A 23,105-nucleotide genomic window follows, 5' to 3' on the forward strand; every position below is an offset into this window, starting at 1 on the left:
TCATTTTTTGTGTATTATTTTTGAAAACTTTGGTTCGTTTTTCGTTTATCCTTCTTGAAAAATCGGGTTCGCTTTTCGTTTAATTTTTAAAATTGGTGCGGCTCGCGCGCGGCGGCGACGGTGGCAAACGGAAACGGTAAGGTAGCAATGGCAAACGGAAACGGTAGGTAATCTGTGCCACGTTCGCGAAGCGAACGGCTGCACTTAAAAGACGCAGATGCGAACGCAAACAACCTGATGGTAGCGGCGGCAAACGCAAACCTGATGGTAACGGCAGCAAACACAAATCTGATGGTAGCGGCGGTAAACGCAAACCTGATGGTAGCGGCGGTAAACGCAAACCTGATGGTAGCGGCGGTAAACGCAAACCTGATGGTAGCGGCAGCAAACACAAATCTGATTGGAGCAGCAGCAAAAATAAACTCACGGTAGCAATTGTTTCATTAAATCATGGCGGCGAATCTCCAATCACTCCTTTCACTCGCTAACGCTCGCGAAACTCGCGATTGGAGGTGGTTGTTCCGGTTTTTAATTCGTTTTTTATGAAACAGAAACATCGGTTTTATTTAATTTTTTGAAAAACGAACGCCCTGTTTCATTATTTTTTTAAAAGGAATACGGCGTTCGGGTTTTGTTATTTTTTGAAAAACCGATGTTTGGGTTTTTTGTTTTCTTTATTTTCATTTTCGTCTTTGTTTTCATTTTCGCATATCTGTGTTACAAATCTTTCGAAACATATTAATTTAAATTGATTTTTCAAAAATTATCCGTAAGCTTTAAGAATCACGTTTTTCATAAATAGTCAAATATTATTGATTAAAAACGAATCAATTCATTTATTATTGAGTGGAAAGCATGAGAACATTAGACGATATTGCGCTTCTCAGCCCTTTGAGATACAAAAACACAACGCTGAAAGTGGTGTTGGTTTTTGTCGGGCTGTTGGCGGGGTTATTTTCATCATCACCGGTTTTGCCGTTCTTCATTGCCGTTTGCATGATCTTAGCCACGCTCATTTTCGGAAAAATTCCGCTCAAACTTTATTTCAAATTGTTTTTATCGGTTCTCGGATTTGCGGTCGTCAGCGCATTCATTTTGGCGTTTTTCGCATACGGCGACGGCGGCGAAACGCTTTGGTCCGTCAATCTTTTCGGCTGGGTCATTTCAATCACGACCGGAAGCGCGAATTTAGCGATTTTGGTTTTCGCCAGATCCATGAACGGCTTGGCCTGTTTGTATTTCCTGTCCATGACGACGCCGATGCTTGAATTGTTTTCTTATTTCAAGCGATTTTCATTCTTAGATGTCTTCATGGAACTCGTCATGCTGATTTACCGCTATATTTTCGTCTTTTTGGCGCTGCTCTTAAACATTCAGTCCGCCCAAGCCATGCGATTCGGTTACTGCAATTTTAAAACAAGCCTGCATTCCACCGGACTTTTGGTCGGCAGTCTTTTTGTTCAAACACTCGAACAAGGCGACCGCCTTTACCTTTCCATGAATTCAAGATGCTACGACGGCAAATTACCTTATTATGATGTCAAATACAAAATCATGTTTTCAGACGCGCTTTTGTCAATTCTTTTCGTCGCGTCAATCGCGATTGTTTTTGTATATACGCGAGGGTATCAATTCTTCTGATTTATCAAAATTAATTTAATTCATTCACAATTCATTTATTATTCATTATTCGGAGCTGTATTATGATTTTAGAAACGAAAAACTTGGAATTCAGTTATCCTGACGGAACCAAAGCCATCGACGATATTTCGATTACAATTCCCGAAGGCAAAAAAGTCTCTTTCGTCGGCAAAAACGGCTCCGGAAAATCCACGCTGTTCCTACTGCTCAACGGCACGCTGAAGCCCAAAAGCGGCAAAGTTTTGCTTGACGGGAAAGAAGTCAATTATTCCGCCTCCGGTCTTCGCGAGCTTCGAAAGAAAGTCGGCATCGTTTTTCAAAACTCCGACGATCAGCTCTTCGCGCCGACGGTTTATCAGGATATCGGATTCGGGCCGCTGAATCTCGGCTATTCCAAAGAAGAAGTCGGCGAAATTGTCGGCAAAATGCTGGACCATTTCGGTCTTCAGGCGATTAAAGACAAACCGCCGCACCATCTCAGCGGCGGGCAAAAAAAACGCGTCGCCATCGCCGGCGTTCTTGCAATGGATCCCGACATTATCATTTTAGACGAGCCGCTTTCCAATTTGGATCCGGTCGGCGCCGATGAAATTTTAGATATTCTGAATGAGCTGAACGATCTCGGAAAAACAATCATTATCTCGACGCACGATGTTGATTTGGCATACAAATGGTCGGATTACGTTTATCTTTTGGCGGACAGCAAATTGGTTGACGAAGGATCTTCCGGTGCCGTGTTTTCAAAAGAAGAGCAAGTTCGCAATTCGTCTTTGAAAAGCCCGTTCATTTTTGACGTTTACAAAGAACTTGAAAAAAGGTGGCTCGCGACCGGAAACGAACAGCCCAAAGACATTCCCGAACTCGTTCAGACGCTGCGCTCCATTGATTTGATGCGCGTCGAAGTCAACCCGGAAATCAAAGTCGGCGAGTGCGTTAATTTAGGCGTTCTGTTCGGTGATTTCACGCAGGAAGGACTTTACGAAGCGGTCAATTCGCGCGTTTTGTTCCGAAACGATGACGGGACGGCTGTCGTCGAGCTTAAGCGTCGCGTTCTCAAACCGGGCGCGATTTATGTTTACGACATGGATAATTTTGACAGAGAAGAATTTGATAAAATTATTGAGGAATACGATATTGATTTCATCGGCGCGATGGGCAAAAAAAGCAAAGATACGGCGGAAAGTAACGGCATTAACGTGGTTTGCAATTCCGGCGTGATTGACAAATCCATCTTAAATGCGATTACAGGAAGCCGATGTTTGATTCTGACAAGCGAAGGAATGGTTTCTCACACCATGAAACGTGTTCGCGAATATATTCAAAACAGTGGCATTCGCCTGATTTTCAGCCCGGTCGGAAAAAGCGCGGCTGAAATCGGCGAAGAACAAAACAAATGAAAATTTGACAAATTTAAACAATATTTTAAATTTAAACATTTTAAATTTAAACAATTTAATTTGAAATAAACTCCAAAAATTTTGATATTTTGTTTTCGGAAATGTTAACATTTCCGTTTCTTTTTGCATTTTTTAACGTTGACAACCGTTGCCGTTCCTTTCATTTCATTCGTTGAATGAATCTTATTTTTTCAAAACCCGGTCATTTATCACGGTTGATTATTCGAGTTGGTTTTTTTTATATATTTTTCAATCGCAATTCATATTGCAGAAGAAAATCGTTCGTGACAAATTCGAAAGTAAATTCGAAAATAAATCGAAAGCGAATTTGAACAAAATCGAAACAAAGCGGTTTTCATTTCTGTTGTGTGTTTAATTAATTGTGTGTTATTTTTTTAATATGGAGGATAGAATAATGGTTTCAGAAATGACTCCGACGCGGCGCGTTCTTGCAGCCGTCCTCGGCGGCCGTGTCGATTATGTGCCGCCTGCAAATCCTTTGGCGCAGACAACGGCCGAGCTGATGGCGCATGTCGGCGCGACTTGGCCCGAAGCGCACCGCAACCCGAAAATGATGGCAGACTTGGCGGCAGCGCCCTACGAAGTGTGCGGCATTGAAGCCGCTCGCCCTCAATTTGACATCTCGCTTGAGGCGGAAGTTTTGGGCTGCCCGCTGGACTGGAACAAACCCGATCGGCCGCCGGTTGCCGACCACGCGTACACGGATCCGAAAGAAGTGACATGGGATCAGGATTTCGCGAAAAACAGCCGCGCTGCCGTTGTCTTGGAAGCAATTTCAATTCTGCGCGAAAGATACGCCGGAATGCTTCCGATTATTCCCGTCATCACCGCGCCGTTTACGGTTGCCGGACACATTGCCGGCGTTGAAAATTTGGTTCGCTGGACACGAACGGATCCTGAAAAGGCGCACGCTTTCATTGACGCGGCGACGGATTTCGTGATTGAATACGGCAAGCTTCAGGTTGCTGCCGGCGCGCACATTTTGTTCCCGGCCGACCCGTCGGCCTCAGGCGATTTGATTTCCGGTGAAACTTATGAAGAATTCGTCTTGCCGGCGCATCAGAGAATGGCACGCGAAGTCAGCGCGCCGAAAATTCTTCACATGTGCGGCAATACAAGTAAATTGCTTCCGTATGTGAAAAAAAGCGGCATGGATTGTTTTTCGTTTGACGCCGTTCCGGTTTGGTACTGCCGGCAAGTGCTCGGCAACAGCATGTCGATTCTCGGCAGCTTGGATGTCATTGATTTGATGCCGAACGGAACGCCCGAGGACGTTTACAACCGGACGAAGGAATGCATTTTGCAAGGAACGGATGTCGTCGGAACGGCTTGTGATGTTTCTTTCGGAACGCCGCTTGAAAATTTGAAAGCTTACGTTCGTGCCTGCCGCGAAACGCCTGTTCCGCAGCCGGACGACACGGAAGCGATGATTCGCGAGATCGGCGTCGGCATCGGAAAACTTGGAAAAGCAGACGGGAAAACAATTGAAGAAACGACAGGGAGGGCTTTTCAATGATTCGTCATGTTGATACGGCGGCGGCCGAGATTTTTGAATACAAAGAGAAAAATCCGCAGCGTTATCGGGAATTGATTGAAGTCGGAATCAAAATCGGTTTTGGCGAATTTCCTGAAACGGAAGGAAAAGAAATTTTGACGCCCGATCAGGTTCGCGCGAAATACAAACCGAAAAATCCGGATTATGCGGCTTTGACGAATGCTGTTATTGAAGGCGAAGTCAAGGAGTCGGCGAAATTAACGGCGGCGCTTTTGGAAAATGGAACCGATCCGACAGCGATTGTCGTTGACGCGCTGATGCCGGGCATTCAAACGGTTTGTGAAATTTATGACAATGGCGACGCGTTTGTTCCTGAAATTTTGCTTGCAAATGACGCGATGGTCGCAGGCGTTGCGCTTTGCCAGGACAAACTCGGCGATATGCCGTCGGCCGGCCGTGTTGCGTCTCTTGTGATTGAAGGCGACGTTCATGATATCGGTAAAAACATTGTCGCCGCGATTCTTCGCGCGAACGGTTTTGAAGTCATTGACATGGGCCGCGATGTTTTGGTTGAAGATGTTGTAGATTTGGTCAAAAAAGAAAAAATCGATTTGGTGACGGGAACGTCGCTGATGAGCACGACAAAAGAAGGTCTTCGAGCGCTTTCGGAAGAATTGAAAGCATCGGGTGTTCCGGTGGCTTGCGGCGGCGCGGCTGTTGACGATCATTTTGTCGAGACGTTTACGAATTCGATTTACGGCAAGAGCCCGCTTGATGCGGTTAAAATCGCGCAGGCGGTTGCGGCCGGAAAAGACTGGGAAACGGTTCGAAAGGAAATGAAAATCGGCAAAGGACAAGAACAGGAAAAAGTTAAAAATTGAGGTGAATACAGAACAAAAATTAAAAAAATCAAAGTCAAAATAATAATTAAAATCGAATGACCACCTCCAATCTTGAGTTTTGCAATCGAAAACGGGCGAAACGAAAGATTGGAAATTTCAACCTCATTTTCAATCTAATTGTTTATTATAAACGGATTTTCTGTTTTCCTGTTTTCCTATTTTCTTGTTTTCCCGTTTCTTGTTTTCATTAATTTTCTTTTGTTTGCTTTGCTGTTTTGCTGTCTATTTTGGATGTCGTCGTGCTTGGCGGTTTGCGTTTCCGCTTGCATTTGCTTTTAAGAGCAGCTGCTCGCTTCGCGAACGTGGTGCTGTTACCTTACCGGTTGCATTTGCTGCCGCTACCTTGCTGTTTGCATTGCTGTCGTCGCTGTGCCGGCCGCAGCAGCTGCCGCCGCGCGCGAGCCGCTCCGCTTTTCAAAAAATCAAATGAAAAATGCCCCTCGGATTTTCGATAAATAAAAAAAAAGAAAGCATAACCGATCGGTTATGCCTTTTTATTTCATTACGTCAGCCATTCAAAGGATTGAACGACTTTGATTTGCGTTTCCGTATCCAAGTAAGACAATTCGACGCGGTCGCCGACATTTATCAACACGGCGCGCGGATCAAATCCGGCCGACATCGCGTAATAAGTCGGATCGCCTGACAGTTTCAGGTAATATTGCGAATTGCCGGAGATGACGGCGATTCGAATGTCCTCAACTGTTCCCGAAACTTTTGTTTCTTCGGACGGGACGGTAATGCCGGACGAACCCAATTTGCTGATGTAATCATCCTCACATTGTTTGAGCGTTTCGCCCGTTCCGACAACGGTGTACTGCTGCACGTTGACCATTGCGTATTGTTTGACGAGGTTGGAATAGTCTTTCATCGCCATGAAATACGTCGGTTCACCGTGAATGTTCAATAGCAGCGGGAATGTCGCTCTGTAATTCAAATGCTGAAGCGCGCCTTCTGCCGAATCCATTGCGGAATATTCGTGCGCGCCGGCGATTTGGTAATATTTGGATTCTTTGGTTCTCTGATTGATCCAAACAAAACCGACATTGGACTCATCGCCGCCGACAGAAGTGATGCCGGTGTACATGTAAACGTCATCGTTCATCGCCAAATAATTGTAGCCGTCGGTTGTCATTGTAACGCCGCGCTGGCCGAAAATCGAATTCAGGAAACCGCCGCCGTAGGCGCCGTAATAATCGTATTGCTGAATCAAAAGTTCGGCGCGGTAAACGTTGTCAACCCAGCCGGGAATGTCGCCGGGCGCGTAATACGCGTGCTCGCCCGTGACGGCATCAACGATGACGATTCCTTCGATGTCGGCGCCGCCGAACAAACCGATTCTTTTAATGACTTTCGGGCAAATCCAATAAGGATGGCCGTCTTCGTCAATTTCCATCACCGGTCTTTCAAACATGTAAGTCGGATAATTGACGCGGATGTAGCGGTCAATATTTCTGAAGAAAAGTTCGGATTGTGAGTATTTGATGCCGTTTCCTTCGCCCATTCTGACAACTTGTGCTTCCTGCGTCACCATGTCAACCGTGATGTATCCGGGAAGACCTTCGCCGACATTGTTCAGCCATTTGAAAAAGTCGCCGTAAAGCAGGGGTGTGACTCGAACAGGGCGGCCGTTGTAATTGATTTGCGTGTAATCCGTCGCGACTTCGAATTGCGACACCATATCCGCAAGTTCACCCATTTTTCTGTCGCCGAGGCGCTGTGCGGAGGCTCTGTCCAGCCAGGGAATTTGGTCAAAAGAAAGCTCGTCAATGTCTTCTTCGAAATTGCCGGGCTCAATGTCGATGAGCTTGGTGTAGGAATCGGCGTAGAAAATCGGGCTTGAAACGACCGTTCCGACAACGAGAATCGCAAATAAAAGACCGACTATGTAAATCGGCGCTTTTTGCTTTGATACTGCTTTTTTGGCGAGATACGGATCTTTTTCAACATTTGAATAATCGTCATCCGTTGTTTCAGTTGTGAAAATAACGCGGCCGTTTTCGTCAACGGTACGCTTGACATTCATATTCTGCATACTGAGGAGCATATAAATTGCGAAATATGCGATGACGATTGTAATTAAAAAGAAATACAAATCCGTCGATCGAATATTCAAAGCCGGCAGCGTGAAATAAAAATCAATTGCGGCAAAAATCACCGTCAAAATCAAACTGACAATGGCGCGTGTTTTTGAATCCATCTTTTTCATAATTTTGTTCTCCGATTTTGGTATTATGCGTTTTTAAACCATTAATGCGTTTTATTTCTGTTTCGAAAATTGTGATTTCACAGATATACTCTGTTATTTTTCGGATATAATAAAAACTCATGCTTAGATTCATTTTTATGATTTTATAAATTCCATTCATTCGACTCATTTTTTAGATATATAACCGTATTGCATTGGGTTTTAATAAGATATTCAATATTCATTCACTAATAATTCAATTTTTATTTTCATATTTATTTCATTCATATTTTAAATTAAAAAGCAAAAACGAGTTGATAGACATGCGCGCTTCTCAAAAATCAAATTCGAAAAAGAAGTTTGATAAGGATTCTTGTTTTGAAAAATCAGGAACCAAATTCGCTCAAAAGGTTGTTTTAAAGCCGGCAGGATATCCGCTCGTCAGTCTCATTGATGACGATCCGTACATCGATGACCCGCGTTTATTCGAAGCTTATATTCATGAAATCCGCAATCAGTGGGAAGGCCGGAAAGTTCAGGCCGGAACGCATCTTTTTGACCGCAAAATGTTCAAAGGCTTCGCTTGCCGCGTGATTTCGGTTGAGCCGGAAGGTTTTGCAATCGGCCCGAAGACGAAAATGATGCTTGCGCCGTCCGCGCCCAAGCCGGAACGCGTTGAAAAAACGCCGGCAATCGTTTCGTTTGATGATATTATCGGGCAGGATGCCGCGAAAAAGAAATGCCGTTTGATTGAACGTTATTTGGAATATCCTGATGCTTTTGGGAAGTGGGCGCCGCGAAATGTGTTGTTCCACGGTCCGTCGGGAACAGGCAAAACGATGCTTGCAAAAGCGCTTGCCGGCAAAACGAATGTGCAGCTGATTCCGATTAAAGCCACGCAGTTGATCGGTGAATTTGTCGGCGAAGGCGCGCGTCAGATTCATGAATTGTACGAACGCGCGGAAAGCGTTGCGCCGTGCATCATTTTTATTGATGAGATTGACGCGATTGCGCTTGACCGCAAATATCAGGAATTGCGCGGCGATGTCGTTGAAATCGTCAACGCGCTGATTACGGAAATGGACGGCTTGTCTGATCGCAAAGGAATTTGTACGATCGGCTCGACGAATCGGATTCAGTCTTTGGACTCCGCCGTCAGAAGCCGTTTTGAAGAGGAAATCGGCTTTGTTTTGCCGAACGCCGATGAAATCGAGCAGATTCTGCAAACGAATTTGGATGTATTTCCGCTTCCGGTCGACCCGGCTTTCAATGTGAAGCGCTTTTCAAAAGAAGCTGTCGGTTTTTCCGGCAGGGATTTGGTTCAAAAAGTGCTGAAGACGGCTTTACATCGCGCGATTATTGAAGAGAAAGCGTTTGTTGAAGTCGAATATTTCAACACGGCGCTTGCGGAATTGAAAAAGATCGGATCCGGTGATGATTGTCAGCAGTTTTATGCTTGATGACCGTCATTCTTTTTATTTTTGAATCCGTAGGGTTTTAAAATAAAACGGATTGGATTTTTAAGTTTTATTTATCTTAAATTTTATTTTTTATTTTTAATTCACTTTAAATTTTATCTAAAACAAATCGGAAAGGAAAAATTATGGACGCGGATATTGAAATTTTAGAAACGGACAGATTTGACTGCCTTGTCGTCAATGTCATCAAAACGATGACGTATCAGGGAATTACGATCGAAGAGCCGTTTTCCAAAGGTCGTGTTTATTTCGGCAAAGTCCCGGCGGACATTGACATTGAAGTCGGCGATGTTTTGTTTATCGGCGCAAAGCCGCTCGGTGAAGAAAAAGATCAGGGCAGCATGGAAGTTTATCTTTATGACGAAGAAGACAACAAGCTGGATTGGACTTTGATTTATTGAGTTTTTCAATATTTTCAATATTTTTTTCAACAATTTTCGAGCTTTTTCAGTCTTTTTTCAATATTTCTTTTTTTTCAATTTTTTTTTTTTTGCAGTTTTTTATTATTTTCAAAAACCGAAATATCGTTTTTTCCAATTTTTAAAACCCGAACGCCCTTTTTCGTTTTTCAAAGAAATGAAAACGGCGTTCGGGCTTTTACAATTTTTTTGAAAAAACGATATTTCGTTTAAAAATAATACAGCAAACCCACTCCTAATTTCGGATTTCGCGAGCAGCGCGAGTGAAAACGAAATTTGGAGAGGTTTTTAAAAATGAAAAATATTTTTGATACGGGTTTCCTGCTTCAAAATCAGAATGAATAATCAGGTGCCATTTTTATTTATTTCTTGGCGGCGAATCTCCAACTTCTCCTTTCACTCGCTTCGCTCGAGAAACTCGCCGTTGGAGGCGGTTATTTTCGTTTTTCAATTCGCTTTTTTAAAATCGAAATATCTTTTTCATTTATTTTTTTTAAACCCGAACGCCCTTTTTGATTTTTTTATGAAATGAAAGGAGCGTTCGGGTTTTTTAATTTTGGAGTTGATATTTCTGTTTCAAAATTTGAAATCAGCCGAAAAGTTAAATACATATAGATATTCATCTATGTGTGTGAAAAAATGAATGAGAATTACAAAGAATATGCCGGATATTTCAAGGCGCTGTCCGACCCGAATCGGCTTATGATTATTGATATGCTTTCCTGCGGCGAGCTTTGCGCTTGCGTTATTTTAGAAAAATTTCAGATTACGCAGCCGACGTTATCTCATCATATGAAAACGCTTTGTGACTGCCGATTGGTAAACAGCCGCAAAGAAGGAAAATGGACGTATTATTCATTAAATGATGAAACCATGCAAGATTTTCAAACTTTTTTGAAAGAATTGACAACGACAAAAGAAAATTGTATTTGCCATAGCGAGGGCGATTGTTGTAAATAAATACCCAATTGTTAAAAATGAGAATTAATAAAAACAAAATAAAAACCAAAAGTGAAAAACAAAATTCGAAACCGAAAACAGGAGAAATAAGAATGGACAATATTATTGAAAATGTAAAAGACTATTACAGCAAGCAATTGCAAAGCAAAGACGATTTGAAAACAAATTCATGCTGCTGCTCTGAAAAACCGCCGGCTGAAATTCGGAAAATTTTGCCTTTGATTTCAAATGAAATCTTAAATCGATTTTACGGCTGCGGATCGCCTCTGCCGCCGCTGCTGGAAGGAATGACCGTTTTAGATTTGGGCTGCGGAACCGGCAGAGACGTTTACATCGCGTCCAAATTGGTCGGAGAATCGGGAACCGTCATCGGTGTTGACATGACGCCGGAACAAATTGAAACGGCAGCCAAACATCAGGACGAACAAGCCGAACGTTTCGGGTTCAAAACGTCAAACGTCAAATTCTTGCAAGGCTACATCGAAGATTTGAAAGCGCTCGGCATTGAAGACAACAGCGTCGATGTTGTGATTTCAAATTGCGTCATCAATCTTTCTCCTGCGAAAGAACAAGTTTTCAAGGAAATTTACCGCGTCCTCAAACCCGGCGGCGAATTGTTCTTTTCAGACGTTTTTGCCGACCGCCGCATTCCCGAATCATTGACAACAGACCCGGTTCTGCGCGGTGAATGTCTCGGCGGCGCGCTGTATATCGAAGATTTCCGCCGGCTGATGAATAAATGCGGCTGGGCGGATTTTCGTTATACAAGCATCAGCAGCATCAATTTGAAGAACGAAGAAATTGAAAACAAACTCGGTTTCGCCGCTTTCTCTTCAAGAACGGTTCGCGCTTTTAAGTTGGGCACACTGGAAGATGTCTGCGAAGATTACGGGCAAGTCGCTTATTATGACGGCAGTATCCCCGGATTTCCGCATTTCTTTGATCTTGACGACCACCATCGTTTTTTCACCGGAAAACCGATGCTTGTCTGCGGAAACACGGCTTCCATGCTCTCTGAAACAAGATACAAAAAAGCATTCAAAATAATCGGTGACAAGAAGACGCATTACGGCAAATTTGACGGCTGTTCCGACGGCGCCGACAACAGCAAAGAATCCGCAAAAACCGGCTCATCATGCTGTTAAATTTTAAAATGAGACTATTGAAAAAGAGACGGACGAACTAAAAATCATTCGTCCCTTAACTCAACTTCAATTTCCATTAAATCCTCGGCAACAATCACATTTTCAAAATCCGTTGCCGCATCTTCATAAACGCTTTCTTCTTCATCCGTCAGTCTCGGACTTATATGCGTCAGCACCAATTTTCGGATGTTGTATTTTTTTGCCATTTTCGCGGCGCCTTTCGCGGTGGAATGGCCGTATTCATGTGCGCGGTCGGCCATGTCGGACATAAATGTCGCTTCGTGGATGACGAGATCGGCGCCTTCGGATTCATAGAAGAAAACGTCGGTTTCGCGTGTGTCGCCGCTGTACGAAATCTTGCGGCCGGGGCGGTCGGGGCCGACAACGTCTTTGGAATGAATGATTGTGCCGTTCGGAAGCGTGATGTTTTCGCCGCGGTGAAGCTTGGCGAAATTCGGGCCGGGCTCAACGCCGAGTTCGATTGCTTTTTCACGATTGAATCGGCCGGGGCGCATTTCTTCTTCCAAAACGAAACCGAGCGCCGGACGATCGTGATCGGCGCGGACGGCTTTGATTGTGTAGCCGCTGCGTTGAACAACATCGCCGGGCGAAAGGATTTTCGGAATAATCGGATATTGAAGTTTGTGCGTTCCGAGTTTTTCAAATGCTTCCATCACTTCAAAAAGCCCGGCGGGACCGTAAATTTCCAATTTTTCTTCACGGTCGAAAAATCCCATCGTTTGAAGAAGGCCGGGGAGACCCAAAATGTGGTCGCCGTGATAGTGAGATAAAAAAATCGCGCTGATTTTAACGAGACCCGTTTTGCCGCGCATCATTTGCTGCTGAGCGCCTTCGCCGCAGTCAAAAAGCAAAAGCTCGCCTTCTCTGTTGACCATGATTGCGGCCGGATTTCTCTCCTTTGACGGCAGCGCGCCGCCCGTTCCGAGAAACGTAATTTTAAGCATGGAGATTCAAAAGGTCTTTAATTATTTAAAATATAAGTTTCATTAAAAATGAATTACATTTTCAAAAGGAAACAGGGGATTAATATGGCAACCGCGAAAAAAGAAACAAAAACGAAATCTGCAAAAACAGAACTGGTGACAAAATCAACAGCCAAAGCAACAACCAAAGCAACTGCAAAACCGGTTGCAAAATCAACTGCAAAACAGGCAGTCAAATCGGCAAAAAAATCCAATCCCGAAGCTTTCAAAAAATCAACGGCAAAACCCGACAATAAAACCCCGCGCCAAACCGTTACGGAAATGCCGGCAGTCAAGCGTACAATCAAACCTGTTCCGCTCTCAGACCTTCCGAAATTTCCGATTTCAAAAAAGCCCGACAACCGCCAAAATTTCAACGCGGTTTGGGAAATTCTGCAGCAGCTTTACCCGAAGCCCGATGTCGAATTAAACTTTGAAACGCCGTTTGAAGTGCTGGCGGCAACGATTCTTTCGGCGCAATGCACCGACCGTCAGGTCAATACAGTCACGAAAGTGCTGTTTAAAAAATACAAAACGATTGAAGATTACGCGAACGCCGATCCGGCCGAATTCGGAAAAGACATTTATTCCACCGGCTTTTACAATTCCAAAACCAAACACATCATCGGCAGCGCCAATATGATTCTAAATAATTACGGCGGTCAAGTTCCGGACACGATGACAGAATTGGTAAAGCTCCCCGGCGTCGGCCGAAAAACCGCGAACATCGTTTTGTCGAGGGGATTTGGAATCAATGACGGAATCGCCGTTGACACGCATGTGAAACGCCTGTCCAATAAAATCGGCTTTACCGAACAGGAAGACCCCGACAAAATCGAACAAGACTTAATGAAATTGACGGACAAAAAAGATTATGACGACATGTCGCTCACATTAATTTTCCACGGGCGGCGCGTGTGTGATGCGAAAAAGCCGAAATGCGATGTTTGCGCGATTTGGGATATGTGTCCGTCGGCTTTTGTTTAAATTTTTAAATTATTTTTGAAAAAACGAAAACCTTTCATTTTTTGGGTTTTTCCATTCATTTTTATTTTTTTTCATTTTCGTTTCCATATTTTTTTTTGAACATTTATTTATATTCGGTTTCTCTTTACTTCTTTACAAATTAAAATTCTTAAATCAATTTCAGGAGATTATTTCTTGTTCGGAAAATTAAAAGAAAAACTGGCGAGCTTTACCAAATCTTTGGATAAAACGGTTGAGGAAAAAGCCGTTGAATTGGAGGAGCCCGAAGTCGTTGTTGAAGAGGAAGTCGTCATTGAAGCGGCTGAAACAACAGATGCGGCAGACGGTTCCGTTTTGGAATTGTCCGAGGCTGAAACGGCAGATGCAGCCGAAGCCATTGCCGAAATTTTGGAAGAAGAAACGCTTGAAACGGTCGAGAAAACAAACCGTGACGAGATTGAAGTTTCCGTTGAAGGAAAAATCGAAGAAACGCCGTCTTCAAACAATGTTCTTGAAATGACATCCGAAACCGTTTCCGATTCAAAAACCGGCGCCGAAAACACGGAACGCTTTGAACCGGATGAAACGGAAAGTGAAATGAAAAAGGAAAAAGCCGGCTTTTTCGGAAAAGCCAAAGCGCTCATTTTCGATCGGGAAGTCATTTTAGACGACAACGATTTGGAAGGCCCGCTCATGGAACTTGAAATCGCGCTCCTTGAAAGCGATCTCGCGCTGACTGTCACCGACGCGATTGTCGCGTCCGTTCGCGAACAGCTCAGCGGAACACGCAAACGCATCGGAAAGAATACGGGCAGCATCGTTGAAGAAGCGCTGAAAAACGCGATTTTGGAAGTCATGTCTGCCAACGTTTTTGATTTTGACGAGTTCTTAGAGCAGCGCCGGGGACAAACTGTTCACATCGCTTTTGTCGGCATTAACGGCACCGGAAAGACGACAAGCATTGCAAAAATCGCAAACCGTCTTCAAAAGAACGGTTATTCCGTGACAATCGCGGCAGGCGACACATTCCGCGCCGGCGCGATTGACCAAATTCAAATTCATGCCGATCGTTTGGGAATCAAAGTCATTAAACACCAGGAAGGCTCCGATCCGGCCGCCGTTATTTATGACGCGCTTCAATATGCGAAGGCGCACAAATCCGACGTTTTGCTTTCCGATACCGCCGGCCGAATGCACACAAACGTTAATTTGATGGCGCAGCTTGAAAAAATTTGCCGCGTCAGCACGCCGGATTTAATCATTTTCGTTGACGAGGCCACCGCCGGAAACGACGCGGTTGAGCGCGCTTCTCAATTTAACGGCGCGGTTCCGATCAGCGGCACGATTCTCACGAAACTGGACGCCGATTCCAAAGGCGGCGCCGCAATTTCAATCGCATACATCACTCAAAAACCGATTCTCTTTTTCGGTGTCGGTCAAGAGTATGATGATTTGCTGAAATTCGATCCCGAATGGTTTGCTGAAAAAATCTTCGAAGATTAAAGAGTTCAACTGAATTTTATTTTTAATTTTTATTTTAATTTTTATTTTTGAGTGAAATTATGAAATTAATTCGAGAAGGGCAAACCGACGTTTATATTCCCGAAGACAACGATCCCGATGTTCCGTTAGCGTCCGCTTCCGTTTTTTACAATCCGGCAATGGAAATGAACCGCGACATCAATGTTGCCGTCACTTCCGTTTACGCGAAAAAATTGGCGGCGCGCAAGGGTTTTGATTTGTCTCAAATCACATACGCCGATGCGTTTTCCGCTTCCGGAATCCGCGGTCTCCGCGTTGCCAAAGAAGTCGGCATTGCCGCCGTTCTTAATGATTGGAAAGAGGAAGCCGTTTCTTTAATTCAAAAAAACATCGAGCTGAATCATTTGTCAAACGTGACGGCGACTTGCATGGGCGCCGATAAGCTTCTTCACAGCCAAAAATTCGCGATTGTTGACATCGACCCGTTCGGAACGCCTGCGCCGTTCCTCGATTCCGCGGTTTCGTCCGCTTCATTTTTCCTCGGCGTTACGGCAACCGACACAGCGCCGCTGTGCGGCGCGCATCTCAAATCCGGAATGCGTAAATACGCCGCCGTTCCGCTGAATAACGAATTTCACAGCGAAATGGGACTTCGCATTTTAATCGGCAGCATCGCAAGAGCGGCATCCAAGTTTGATAAAGGAATCCGGCCGCTTTTTTCACATGCGACACGTCACTACGTTCGTGTTTACGCCGAAATCTTAAACGGTGCCGGAAACGCCGATAAAACGCTCAAAGAACTCGGTTTTTTGGCGTGGTGTCCGCAGTGCAAAAATTCCGAAACAAAAAACGGTCTCGCCGTTTTCATGAACGAAGAATGTCCTGTCTGCGGCGATAAAAGAAAAATGTCGGGACCGCTTTGGCTCGGCACTTTTAAAGACATCGATTTTTGTAACGATGTCATTTCCGAACTCGAATCGCTGCCATTGAATAAAAAAAACGAAGCGGTCAAATTATTGACCGTTTGCCGCGATGAAGCCGACATTCCGTTTTTCTACGATCAGCATTTGCTGTGCGAAATGCTGAAAATCTCGGCACCGCCAATGGAATCGTTTTTGGAATCTCTTCGAAAAGCCGGCTATATCGCGACGCGAACGCATTTCTCCGGAACGTCTTTTAAAACAAACGCGACGGTTGAAGCTTGTTTGGATATTTTAAAGGAACAGTAAGTTTCTTTTTCTTTTGTTTTTTTAAAATCCGACTCTTTTTTTCTTTATTTTTTTGAAAATTCAATCCTTTCTTTTCTTCAATTTTTTGAAAAACGGAGCGGCTCGCGCGCGGCGCAGCCGGCAGCGGCAGCGCAGTTGGCGTTGGCAGGCGCAGTCGGGTGGTGACAGGCACAGTTGGCGTTGGCAGCGCCGCCGGCTGCAAACGCCGGTGCGCCTCTATCTGTAAATATAATTGATTCGATTGAACCGGAAATGGGATTTTAATGAATTGAAAGATTCAAAATGCAATTTTAAAAAAACGAAGTAAATTGTCGCCGTGAAATTTCTGAGTTTTGAAAAAAAATTTGTTCAAATCGAACATTTTTAAAATTAAAAGTGTCTTTCTGATTTGAAATTGTTTTTCTCAGTTGAAAATATTTATATATTTAAGTCTCGTTTATTCATCAACTTTCAATTTATTGTTTCTATATTGTTTTAAGATTCTTATTCATTTAACGGATTCGAATTTTAACGATGACAATGAATTGTTTGCTCTTACAATCCAATATCAAAGAGGGATCAAATGGTTAAATCTAAAGCATTAATGATTCTTGCTGTTTTGGTTTTGCTCTTCGCGGCAGTCAGCTTATCCGGCTGTCTCGGCGGCGACGACACCAACACAACAGACAACGAAACGAACAGCACACCGACTGAAACACCCGCGCCGACGCCCCAGCCGTCCGAAGAAACACCCGCACCTGCACCGTCCGGAAACTCCGTGACAGTTGTTTTGGGCGAAGACGGTCCTGAACCTTCCTACTTCGTGACAATCAAAGACCAGAAATTCGGCACAACATCCTTGAGCATCAACAAGGGCGAAACTGTCAGATTCATGAACACGGAAACCAGAAACTTCAGACACCTTTACCACTCTGAAAACGGTGCCTTTGAAGACTTCAACCTTAACCCCAGATACTCTGCAACATTGACATTCGACGCTGCAGGTACCTACAAGATTGACTTGCTCAACTACTACACAGAAGAGCCCTTCAACGACGCAGGATCTGTCTTGACAGTGACTGTCGCATAATTTCATAATTAAATTCAATTCGGAAATTGATTTTTCAATTTCCGGTTGATTTTTTACTTTTCGTTTGTTTTACTTTTTGTTCGTTTTACTTTTTGTTCATTTTTCGTCCGTTTTGCTTTTTGTCCGGTTTTCGGTTTATTTCTTTCAGCTTTTGCTTTTTTAAAATAATTTCATTTCATGAAGTGCGGTATGTTTTTATTTCTCTGTTCTCTATTTTGTTTGTATTCTGTTTTGCATTATGCTTCAAACAAAACATAAAGAGGATTTTTATGAAACTTACCGCCGATGAAAAATTTTTATTTCAGGAAAAAACAGTTTCCGCGCTTCTTTTCATTTATCGGATAGAAGTGACTTACATTTCGGAAGTTTCTGAAAACATCGAATCCAATTTCGCTCATACAAATAAAATCATCAAACGATTGGAAAGCATGGGCTTTCTGTCTTCCGTTTTCGAAGGGCGGAGCCGTTTTTTAAAATTAACGCCGAAAGGATACGCTTTCGCTCAAAAATTGTCGGCGGCTTTTGAAGTTTGCAAATCCGATGAAACATTTGAATTTCCGGAAGGCTATGTTCCTGAGAGAAAAATTCAAACGGCTGACGAGGATTTTACTGATTCTCTTTCCGCTTCCGCGCTGTCGGGAAACAGCGCGCCCGTTTTCGAAAACAAATTCGTGAATCCGAAGCCGAAGTCAAAATCAAATTTATCCGGCGCGCCGCTTTCGATAATGGATCGAATCAAAGTTTTCGGTCTTAAAATCAAAGAAATTTATGACGAATTGATTGAAGCCGATGCCGATAAAGATCTTTTTCAAAAACGGTTCGGCGAGTTTGATCGCGAATTGAAAATAATCGGCGCTGAAATCGAAAAACTCGGGTCGGACGATGAATCCAAAAAAGAATTGCTGGCGGCATACCGGGCGGCAGAAATGCAATATTCATTTTATTTGGAAAAATGATTTATTTGTTTTCATTTTTATTTTTGAGCTGTTTTATGAATCGTTTTTATTTATGATTGCGCTTATTATGATTATTAACTTACAAATTAAAACTTTGAATGATTTTTATGAAAATTGAATTACTCCAACCGGTTTATATTTCCGAAGAAAACGCCGTCCGTTCTTTTAAAGCATTTGCCGATTCCGAATTCGGCGACCTTGCCGCGACTTATGACGTGACCGTTTCAAACAAACGCTTTTCCGTTTCGTTAGACGGTGAAGATGCCGAAGTTTGCGCAAATCTTCTTTATCGGGAATTCGGAAAACCGGTTTCAATGAATGAAATTGACTCTGAAACCGTTTACAAAGGATTTATTCTGAAAATTGAACCCGATCAAATCACGATTCATATCGGATTTGACCTTCCCGTTGCCGCCGAATCCGTCGAACAGCTTGGTGCAGGCAGCGCCGGTCAGGTTGCGGCGCGCTTTGGCATGATTCTGTACCTTCCCGTCACCGTCCGTGTTTTGCCGGACAACACCGCGGTTTTTACGAAAGATCAGGTCGACCAGTGGTGGGCATGGCAGAAAACATCAACGGATCGTATTTTTGTAAACGGCGCGACGCGTTCTCAAGTGAAAGCCGCGCTTCAAAAGAAAGGGCACGGCCGTGATGTTTACGGCGTTGAAAAAATCGGTTTGACGGAATGCGTTATCGTTTGCAAAGAAAAGACCGACGGTCCCGGAATCGTCGCGTCAATCGGAAAAGTTTTGCCGTCGCAGATGGGCGTTTTGCTCGGAACGAAAAAGTGAACGAAACCAAAAAAAACGAGTAAAAAACCAAAATCAAAAAATTAAAACAAAATATGAAAAAAGGTGATTCAATGGAAACGAAAAAAATTTTGATGATTGTCGCGCCCGAACGTTTCAGAGATGAAGAATTCTTTGAACCGCGCGCGGTTTTTGAACAAAACGGTTATGATGTCACGGTCGGATCAACGCGCCTCGACAAAGCGGAAGGCGTTAAAGGCGGCGAAGTTGATGTCGATATTTTGATTGACGACGCATCTGCCGATGACTATGACGCGATTGCGATTTCAGGCGGCGGCGGCTCCAAAGCTTTCCTTTGGGACAATCCGAAACTGCACGCGCTCTTAAATGACGCGTTTTCAAAAGGAAAAACCGTCTCTGCAATTTGTATTTCTCCCGTCGTCCTGGCAAAAGCCGGACTTTTAAACGGAAAAAGCGCGTGCGTTTTCCCCGACGATGCTGCGATTGCTGAAATGAAATCGGCAGGCGCAGATTTAAAAAAAGAAGCCGTTGTCACCGACGGGAAAATCGTCACAGGAGACGGTCCGGAATGTGCGACCGAATTCGGCGAAGCGGTTGTTAAAGCAATCGAAAACTAATTTCCTTTTTTTGTTTTCTTTTCTTATTTCGTTTTCCCGTTTCATTTTTCTATTTTTATTTTGTTTTACTTTTTTGTCTGCTGCCTCGCAATTATTACTGTTGTGAGACATCCACGAGTGTGCAAGTCTTTTTGAAAACTAAATTCGAATTTGTGCAACGTTTTTTAAGTATTCTAAAATTAATTTCTCCTTTCTGTTTTCTTAAAATTTTCAAAAATTAGTATCTATTTACTAATTTTTTAAAAATTAGTAGTTAATTACTTATATTTCAAAAATTAGTATTTATCTACTAATTTTTGTTATTCAAATTCACAGATAAATCAAAATATAAAACCAAAAAGAAAGATGAGGACGTTTTAATGATTTATTTCGCTGTTATTGGTGATGTCGTTACATCTCGGAAACTTAAAAATCGGAACGAGTTCCAAAAACATTTAAAAAAAGTGCTTGATGAAATTAATGCTTCCTATAAAGAAGATCTCGCTTCTTTTTTTGTAATTACTTTGGGGGATGAATTCCAAGGTCTTTTAAAGCGAGCGGACAGACTGCTTGAAATTACGGATAAAATTAAATTCATGTTGGATCCCGTTGAGGTCCGATTCGGTGTCGGAATCGGTGAAATTGATACTGATATTAATTATTATTCAAGCATCGGCGCAGACGGACCGGCTTATTGGTGCGCCCGAAATGCGATTCATACAATTCATAATCATAACGATTACAAAAAATCAAAAATCATGATTGAATCATACGACCAAACGGATTTTATGGAAACTGTTAACGAAAGTTTAAAAATGTGCGATTTTACGGAAAGCAAATGGAGAGGCACTCAAAAAGAATTGGTTAAAACAAGTGTTTTAAATTTCGGATATGATACGCAAGTTCCGCAAAAAAAACTGGCAGATTTATTAAGTATTACAACGCCAACTGTGAATCTAAAAATTCAAAGTACAGGATATTACAATTATTTACGCTTAAAAAAATCTGTTTGTATGACACTGCAAAATCATTGGGGTGAAAAATAATGTCAGTCGGTGAGTTCTCATTTTTGTTTTCTTCTTTTTCTGCTTCTTCCGATTTCTCTTTTTACTTGGTTATGCTTCTTCTCTGTCATTTTATCGGAGATTATTATTTACAGACAAATAAAATGGCAAGAATCAAAGAAAACAACATTCGAAATACGATTATTCATTCGATTCTTTATGCCGTTCCGTTTATCTTTTTTCTTCTCGGACTGGAATTCTCCGGCTCACTCAATCTGATGACGACAGGAATTGTAATCGGAGTAGTTCTTCTTCATGCCGTTATTGATTTGATAAAATGTGTTTGTGAAAAAAAGTTGAATGTTAAACAGTTTGAAAATGAAAGCGATATCAAAAGAACAGGTTATATTGCCGATCAGATTCTGCATCTTATTGTTGTTGTTACGGCTTCCTTTTTGTTGTCGGGTTCAGCGGTTTTTGAAATATCTTCCGGTGCGTATATGCTTTTAAAATGCCTTCTTTTTATTGTCATTATTTCAAAGCCGGTTAATATCAGTTTTAAGAAAATTTTTGAAAAATATCAGCCGACTCAAAAATCTAATGAAAATCTTGAAAGTATTGATTCAATTTCAGGTGCCGGCGCAATTATCGGGACACTTGAGCGTCTTGTCATGGGAATATTTATCGGAATCGGTCAGTTTGCTGCTCTCGGATTGGTTGTCGCGGCAAAATCCATTGCGCGTTACGATCAAATCTCAAAAAATAAATTGTTCGCTGAATATTTTTTAATCGGAACGCTTTACAGTGTTTTGGCGGTACTTGTTGTTTATTACATTATTTTTGTTGTTTTAGCTTGAAATGATTTTTTAAACACCAATTCCGGCTTGATAATTCCAAAAAAACGGGAACACGAATGGTATTCACACCAGATTTGTTTCTGCAGGCGGATCTTTTCTGCCGAATAATTTGACAATGACGACGCTGAGCTCGTAAAAGAAAACCATCGGAATTGCGACAATAATCTGGCTGATGACATCGGGCGGCGTAATTATAGCGGCCAATATGACAAAGAGAACGTAAGCGTGTTTTCTGTATTTGGTTAACATTCTTTTTTGAACGAGTCCCACGCGGTTGAGAATGAAAATGACAATCGGAAATTCAAAAATGAATCCGAAAATCAATGTCAGCAAAGCGATGAAGCTGACGAACTCGTAAATGGAATATGTCGCCTGCGCGCCCGATGCGGCGGCGCTGAGATACAGGAATTGAATGAAGAGCGGCGCCATGAAGAAATACGAATAAGCCGCGCCGATGATAAATGAAATAAACATAATGATGACGATTAAAATTAACCAGCTTGCTTTAAACGGTATTTTGTCTTTCAAATTCAGCTTTTTGGTGTCGACATACTTTGTCACTTCTTTGCCGGCCAAAAAGAACAAAAACGGCAAAACGGCGATGATTGCGAGAATGACAGACATTTTCAGCTTCAACAGCGGCACTTCAAGCGGTTTTGTGTAAACGACAATCGGGTTTGTAGAATCGCTTTTTTCGTCTTTTTCCGAATGCACGATTGTTGTTACAGGTTCGCGTCCCGTAATGTTTTCAAACTCTTTTCCGATATTTGCAATCGTGTTTGTTTTGGCGAGGTCTTCTTCATACAAAACAGACTGAAAAATAATGACTTCCGATGTGTTTGACAAATCTTCGTATGTCATTTTCTCGGTTCCGCCCTGCATAACGGCATTTAAAACCATGCTGAGGTTCAAATCGCTTTCACCGAGGATGTAAAGTGAAATAATATCCAAAACCGATTGTTTTTCCGTATTGGAAATGATAACATCGTAAATCAGCTCGCCGGAATCTGATACGTTTACGGGCGGCGTATATATCAGCACTTTTTTATCCGGATCTCCGAGCAGCGCGTCAATATCCAAGTCGTCAATGGTAAACGGTCCGTCATAAATGACAACCAGCTGATCGAAATTGTCTCTTAAATCGGACTTTCTGAGATTGTGCGGCAAACTGCGGTCAATCGCATCATTAATAATAAAATCCGTGACGGGGTATGCAATCACTGCGGCAATTAAAAAAACCGCGAAGAGAATCATCAGTTTCTTTTTTATAGATTCTATAAAATTCAAGATGAACCGAATTCCTTCCGATAATTCCACGATAATCACAATCCCGATTTTTAATGTTTTGTTTTTCTAAAAAATCCTTCGGACTTTTAAAACTTACCCGTGAATGGAACAAGACCGACCCATAAAAATGTTGTGTCAATTTGAAAGGAATGAATCATTTTATCAAATTATAAAAGAACTCAATCTGATAATCTAATTCAATAATTCACGGTTATGTTTAAATGTTACCGTGTTTATTTATGAAAAATCTGATTTTTATC

Annotated in this window: 21 protein-coding genes; 17 read left to right on the forward strand and 4 right to left on the reverse strand. The window is 42.6% G+C overall.

Going from position 1 to position 23,105, the window contains the following annotated elements:
- Positions 1-855 precede the first annotated feature (855 nt).
- The 4 genes from cbiQ (at position 856) to MmiEs2_RS02700 (ending at position 5,435) form a co-directional block, all read left to right on the forward strand.
- Positions 856-1,641, forward strand: coding sequence for a cobalt ECF transporter T component CbiQ (gene cbiQ, locus MmiEs2_RS02685; protein ID WP_316559896.1), 786 nt, complete (start codon positions 856-858; stop codon positions 1,639-1,641).
- A 59-nt stretch (positions 1,642-1,700) separates the two neighbouring features.
- The gene (locus tag MmiEs2_RS02690; RefSeq protein ID WP_420891239.1) at positions 1,701-3,038 is read left to right on the forward strand and encodes an energy-coupling factor ABC transporter ATP-binding protein; all 1,338 of its coding nucleotides are present in this window, start codon (positions 1,701-1,703) and stop codon (positions 3,036-3,038) included.
- Between the two features lie 415 nt (positions 3,039-3,453).
- Positions 3,454-4,575: an MtaA/CmuA family methyltransferase gene (locus MmiEs2_RS02695; RefSeq protein WP_316559898.1), complete on the forward strand. Its 1,122-nt coding sequence runs from the start codon at positions 3,454-3,456 to the stop codon at positions 4,573-4,575.
- Positions 4,572-5,435: a cobalamin-dependent protein gene (locus MmiEs2_RS02700; RefSeq protein ID WP_316559899.1), complete on the forward strand. Its 864-nt coding sequence runs from the start codon at positions 4,572-4,574 to the stop codon at positions 5,433-5,435. Before MmiEs2_RS02695 ends, MmiEs2_RS02700 begins: the two co-directional genes overlap by 4 nt.
- Positions 5,436-5,958: 523 nt before the next feature.
- Here MmiEs2_RS02700 and MmiEs2_RS02705 read toward each other — a convergent pair.
- On the reverse strand, positions 5,959-7,665 hold the full coding sequence (locus MmiEs2_RS02705; RefSeq protein ID WP_316559900.1) for a hypothetical protein: 1,707 nt from the start codon (positions 7,663-7,665) through the stop codon (positions 5,959-5,961).
- Between the two features lie 302 nt (positions 7,666-7,967).
- On the opposite strand from MmiEs2_RS02705, the gene MmiEs2_RS02710 reads away from it, so the two are divergent.
- The 4 genes from MmiEs2_RS02710 to MmiEs2_RS02725 all read left to right on the forward strand — a co-directional run bounded on the left by MmiEs2_RS02710 (position 7,968) and on the right by MmiEs2_RS02725 (position 11,646).
- Positions 7,968-9,104, forward strand: a complete 1,137-nt coding sequence (locus MmiEs2_RS02710; RefSeq protein WP_316559901.1) for an AAA family ATPase — start codon at positions 7,968-7,970, stop codon at positions 9,102-9,104.
- A 143-nt stretch (positions 9,105-9,247) separates the two neighbouring features.
- The gene (locus MmiEs2_RS02715) at positions 9,248-9,523 is read left to right on the forward strand and encodes a hypothetical protein (protein WP_316559902.1); all 276 of its coding nucleotides are present in this window, start codon (positions 9,248-9,250) and stop codon (positions 9,521-9,523) included.
- 657 nt (positions 9,524-10,180) lie between these two features.
- On the forward strand, positions 10,181-10,501 hold the full coding sequence (locus tag MmiEs2_RS02720; protein WP_316559903.1) for an ArsR/SmtB family transcription factor: 321 nt from the start codon (positions 10,181-10,183) through the stop codon (positions 10,499-10,501).
- 92 nt (positions 10,502-10,593) lie between these two features.
- Complete coding sequence (locus MmiEs2_RS02725) at positions 10,594-11,646, forward strand: methyltransferase domain-containing protein (protein ID WP_316559904.1); 1,053 nt, start codon at positions 10,594-10,596, stop codon at positions 11,644-11,646.
- A gap of 44 nt (positions 11,647-11,690) precedes the next feature.
- On the opposite strand, the gene rnz is transcribed toward MmiEs2_RS02725, so the two are convergent.
- Complete coding sequence (gene rnz, locus MmiEs2_RS02730) at positions 11,691-12,611, reverse strand: ribonuclease Z (RefSeq protein WP_316559905.1); 921 nt, start codon at positions 12,609-12,611, stop codon at positions 11,691-11,693.
- An 84-nt stretch (positions 12,612-12,695) separates the two neighbouring features.
- On the opposite strand from rnz, the gene nth reads away from it, so the two are divergent.
- The 3 genes from nth to MmiEs2_RS02745 all read left to right on the forward strand — a co-directional run bounded on the left by nth (position 12,696) and on the right by MmiEs2_RS02745 (position 16,306).
- Positions 12,696-13,616, forward strand: a complete 921-nt coding sequence (gene nth / locus MmiEs2_RS02735) for an endonuclease III (RefSeq protein ID WP_316559906.1) — start codon at positions 12,696-12,698, stop codon at positions 13,614-13,616.
- Positions 13,617-13,790: 174 nt separating this feature from the next.
- Positions 13,791-15,098 carry a signal recognition particle-docking protein FtsY gene (ftsY, locus tag MmiEs2_RS02740; protein WP_316559907.1) on the forward strand — a complete coding sequence of 436 codons (1,308 nt, stop codon included), beginning with the start codon at positions 13,791-13,793 and terminating at the stop codon, positions 15,096-15,098.
- A gap of 59 nt (positions 15,099-15,157) precedes the next feature.
- Positions 15,158-16,306: a tRNA (guanine(10)-N(2))-dimethyltransferase gene (locus MmiEs2_RS02745; protein ID WP_316559908.1), complete on the forward strand. Its 1,149-nt coding sequence runs from the start codon at positions 15,158-15,160 to the stop codon at positions 16,304-16,306.
- Here the strand turns inward: MmiEs2_RS02745 and MmiEs2_RS02750 are convergent.
- A complete protein-coding gene (locus tag MmiEs2_RS02750; protein ID WP_316559909.1) occupies positions 16,254-16,508 on the reverse strand; it encodes a hypothetical protein in 255 nt (84 codons plus the stop codon). The genes MmiEs2_RS02745 and MmiEs2_RS02750 overlap by 53 nt on opposite strands.
- 360 nt (positions 16,509-16,868) lie before the next feature.
- On the opposite strand from MmiEs2_RS02750, the gene MmiEs2_RS02755 reads away from it, so the two are divergent.
- The 6 genes from MmiEs2_RS02755 to MmiEs2_RS02780 all read left to right on the forward strand — a co-directional run bounded on the left by MmiEs2_RS02755 (position 16,869) and on the right by MmiEs2_RS02780 (position 21,558).
- Positions 16,869-17,375 (forward strand): cupredoxin domain-containing protein, encoded by a 507-nt coding sequence (locus tag MmiEs2_RS02755; RefSeq protein WP_316559910.1) that lies wholly within the window; start codon positions 16,869-16,871, stop codon positions 17,373-17,375.
- 269 nt (positions 17,376-17,644) lie between these two features.
- On the forward strand, positions 17,645-18,331 hold the full coding sequence (locus MmiEs2_RS02760) for a hypothetical protein (RefSeq protein ID WP_316559911.1): 687 nt from the start codon (positions 17,645-17,647) through the stop codon (positions 18,329-18,331).
- A gap of 107 nt (positions 18,332-18,438) precedes the next feature.
- Complete coding sequence (locus MmiEs2_RS02765) at positions 18,439-19,122, forward strand: DUF2110 family protein (protein WP_316559912.1); 684 nt, start codon at positions 18,439-18,441, stop codon at positions 19,120-19,122.
- A 71-nt stretch (positions 19,123-19,193) separates the two neighbouring features.
- On the forward strand, positions 19,194-19,718 hold the full coding sequence (locus tag MmiEs2_RS02770; protein WP_316559913.1) for a DJ-1/PfpI family protein: 525 nt from the start codon (positions 19,194-19,196) through the stop codon (positions 19,716-19,718).
- Positions 19,719-20,077: 359 nt separating this feature from the next.
- Positions 20,078-20,743, forward strand: coding sequence for a SatD family protein (locus MmiEs2_RS02775; RefSeq protein WP_316559914.1), 666 nt, complete (start codon positions 20,078-20,080; stop codon positions 20,741-20,743).
- 71 nt (positions 20,744-20,814) lie between these two features.
- Positions 20,815-21,558: a DUF3307 domain-containing protein gene (locus MmiEs2_RS02780; RefSeq protein WP_316560223.1), complete on the forward strand. Its 744-nt coding sequence runs from the start codon at positions 20,815-20,817 to the stop codon at positions 21,556-21,558.
- A 63-nt stretch (positions 21,559-21,621) separates the two neighbouring features.
- Here the strand turns inward: MmiEs2_RS02780 and tatC are convergent, their stop codons facing one another.
- Positions 21,622-22,812 carry a twin-arginine translocase subunit TatC gene (tatC, locus tag MmiEs2_RS02785; RefSeq protein WP_338140865.1) on the reverse strand — a complete coding sequence of 397 codons (1,191 nt, stop codon included), beginning with the start codon at positions 22,810-22,812 and terminating at the stop codon, positions 21,622-21,624.
- Positions 22,813-23,105: the final 293 nt, after the last annotated feature.

Origin of the sequence: Methanimicrococcus stummii (assembly GCF_032594435.1) — an archaeon.
Taxonomy (GTDB): Archaea; Halobacteriota; Methanosarcinia; order Methanosarcinales; family Methanosarcinaceae; genus Methanimicrococcus; species Methanimicrococcus stummii.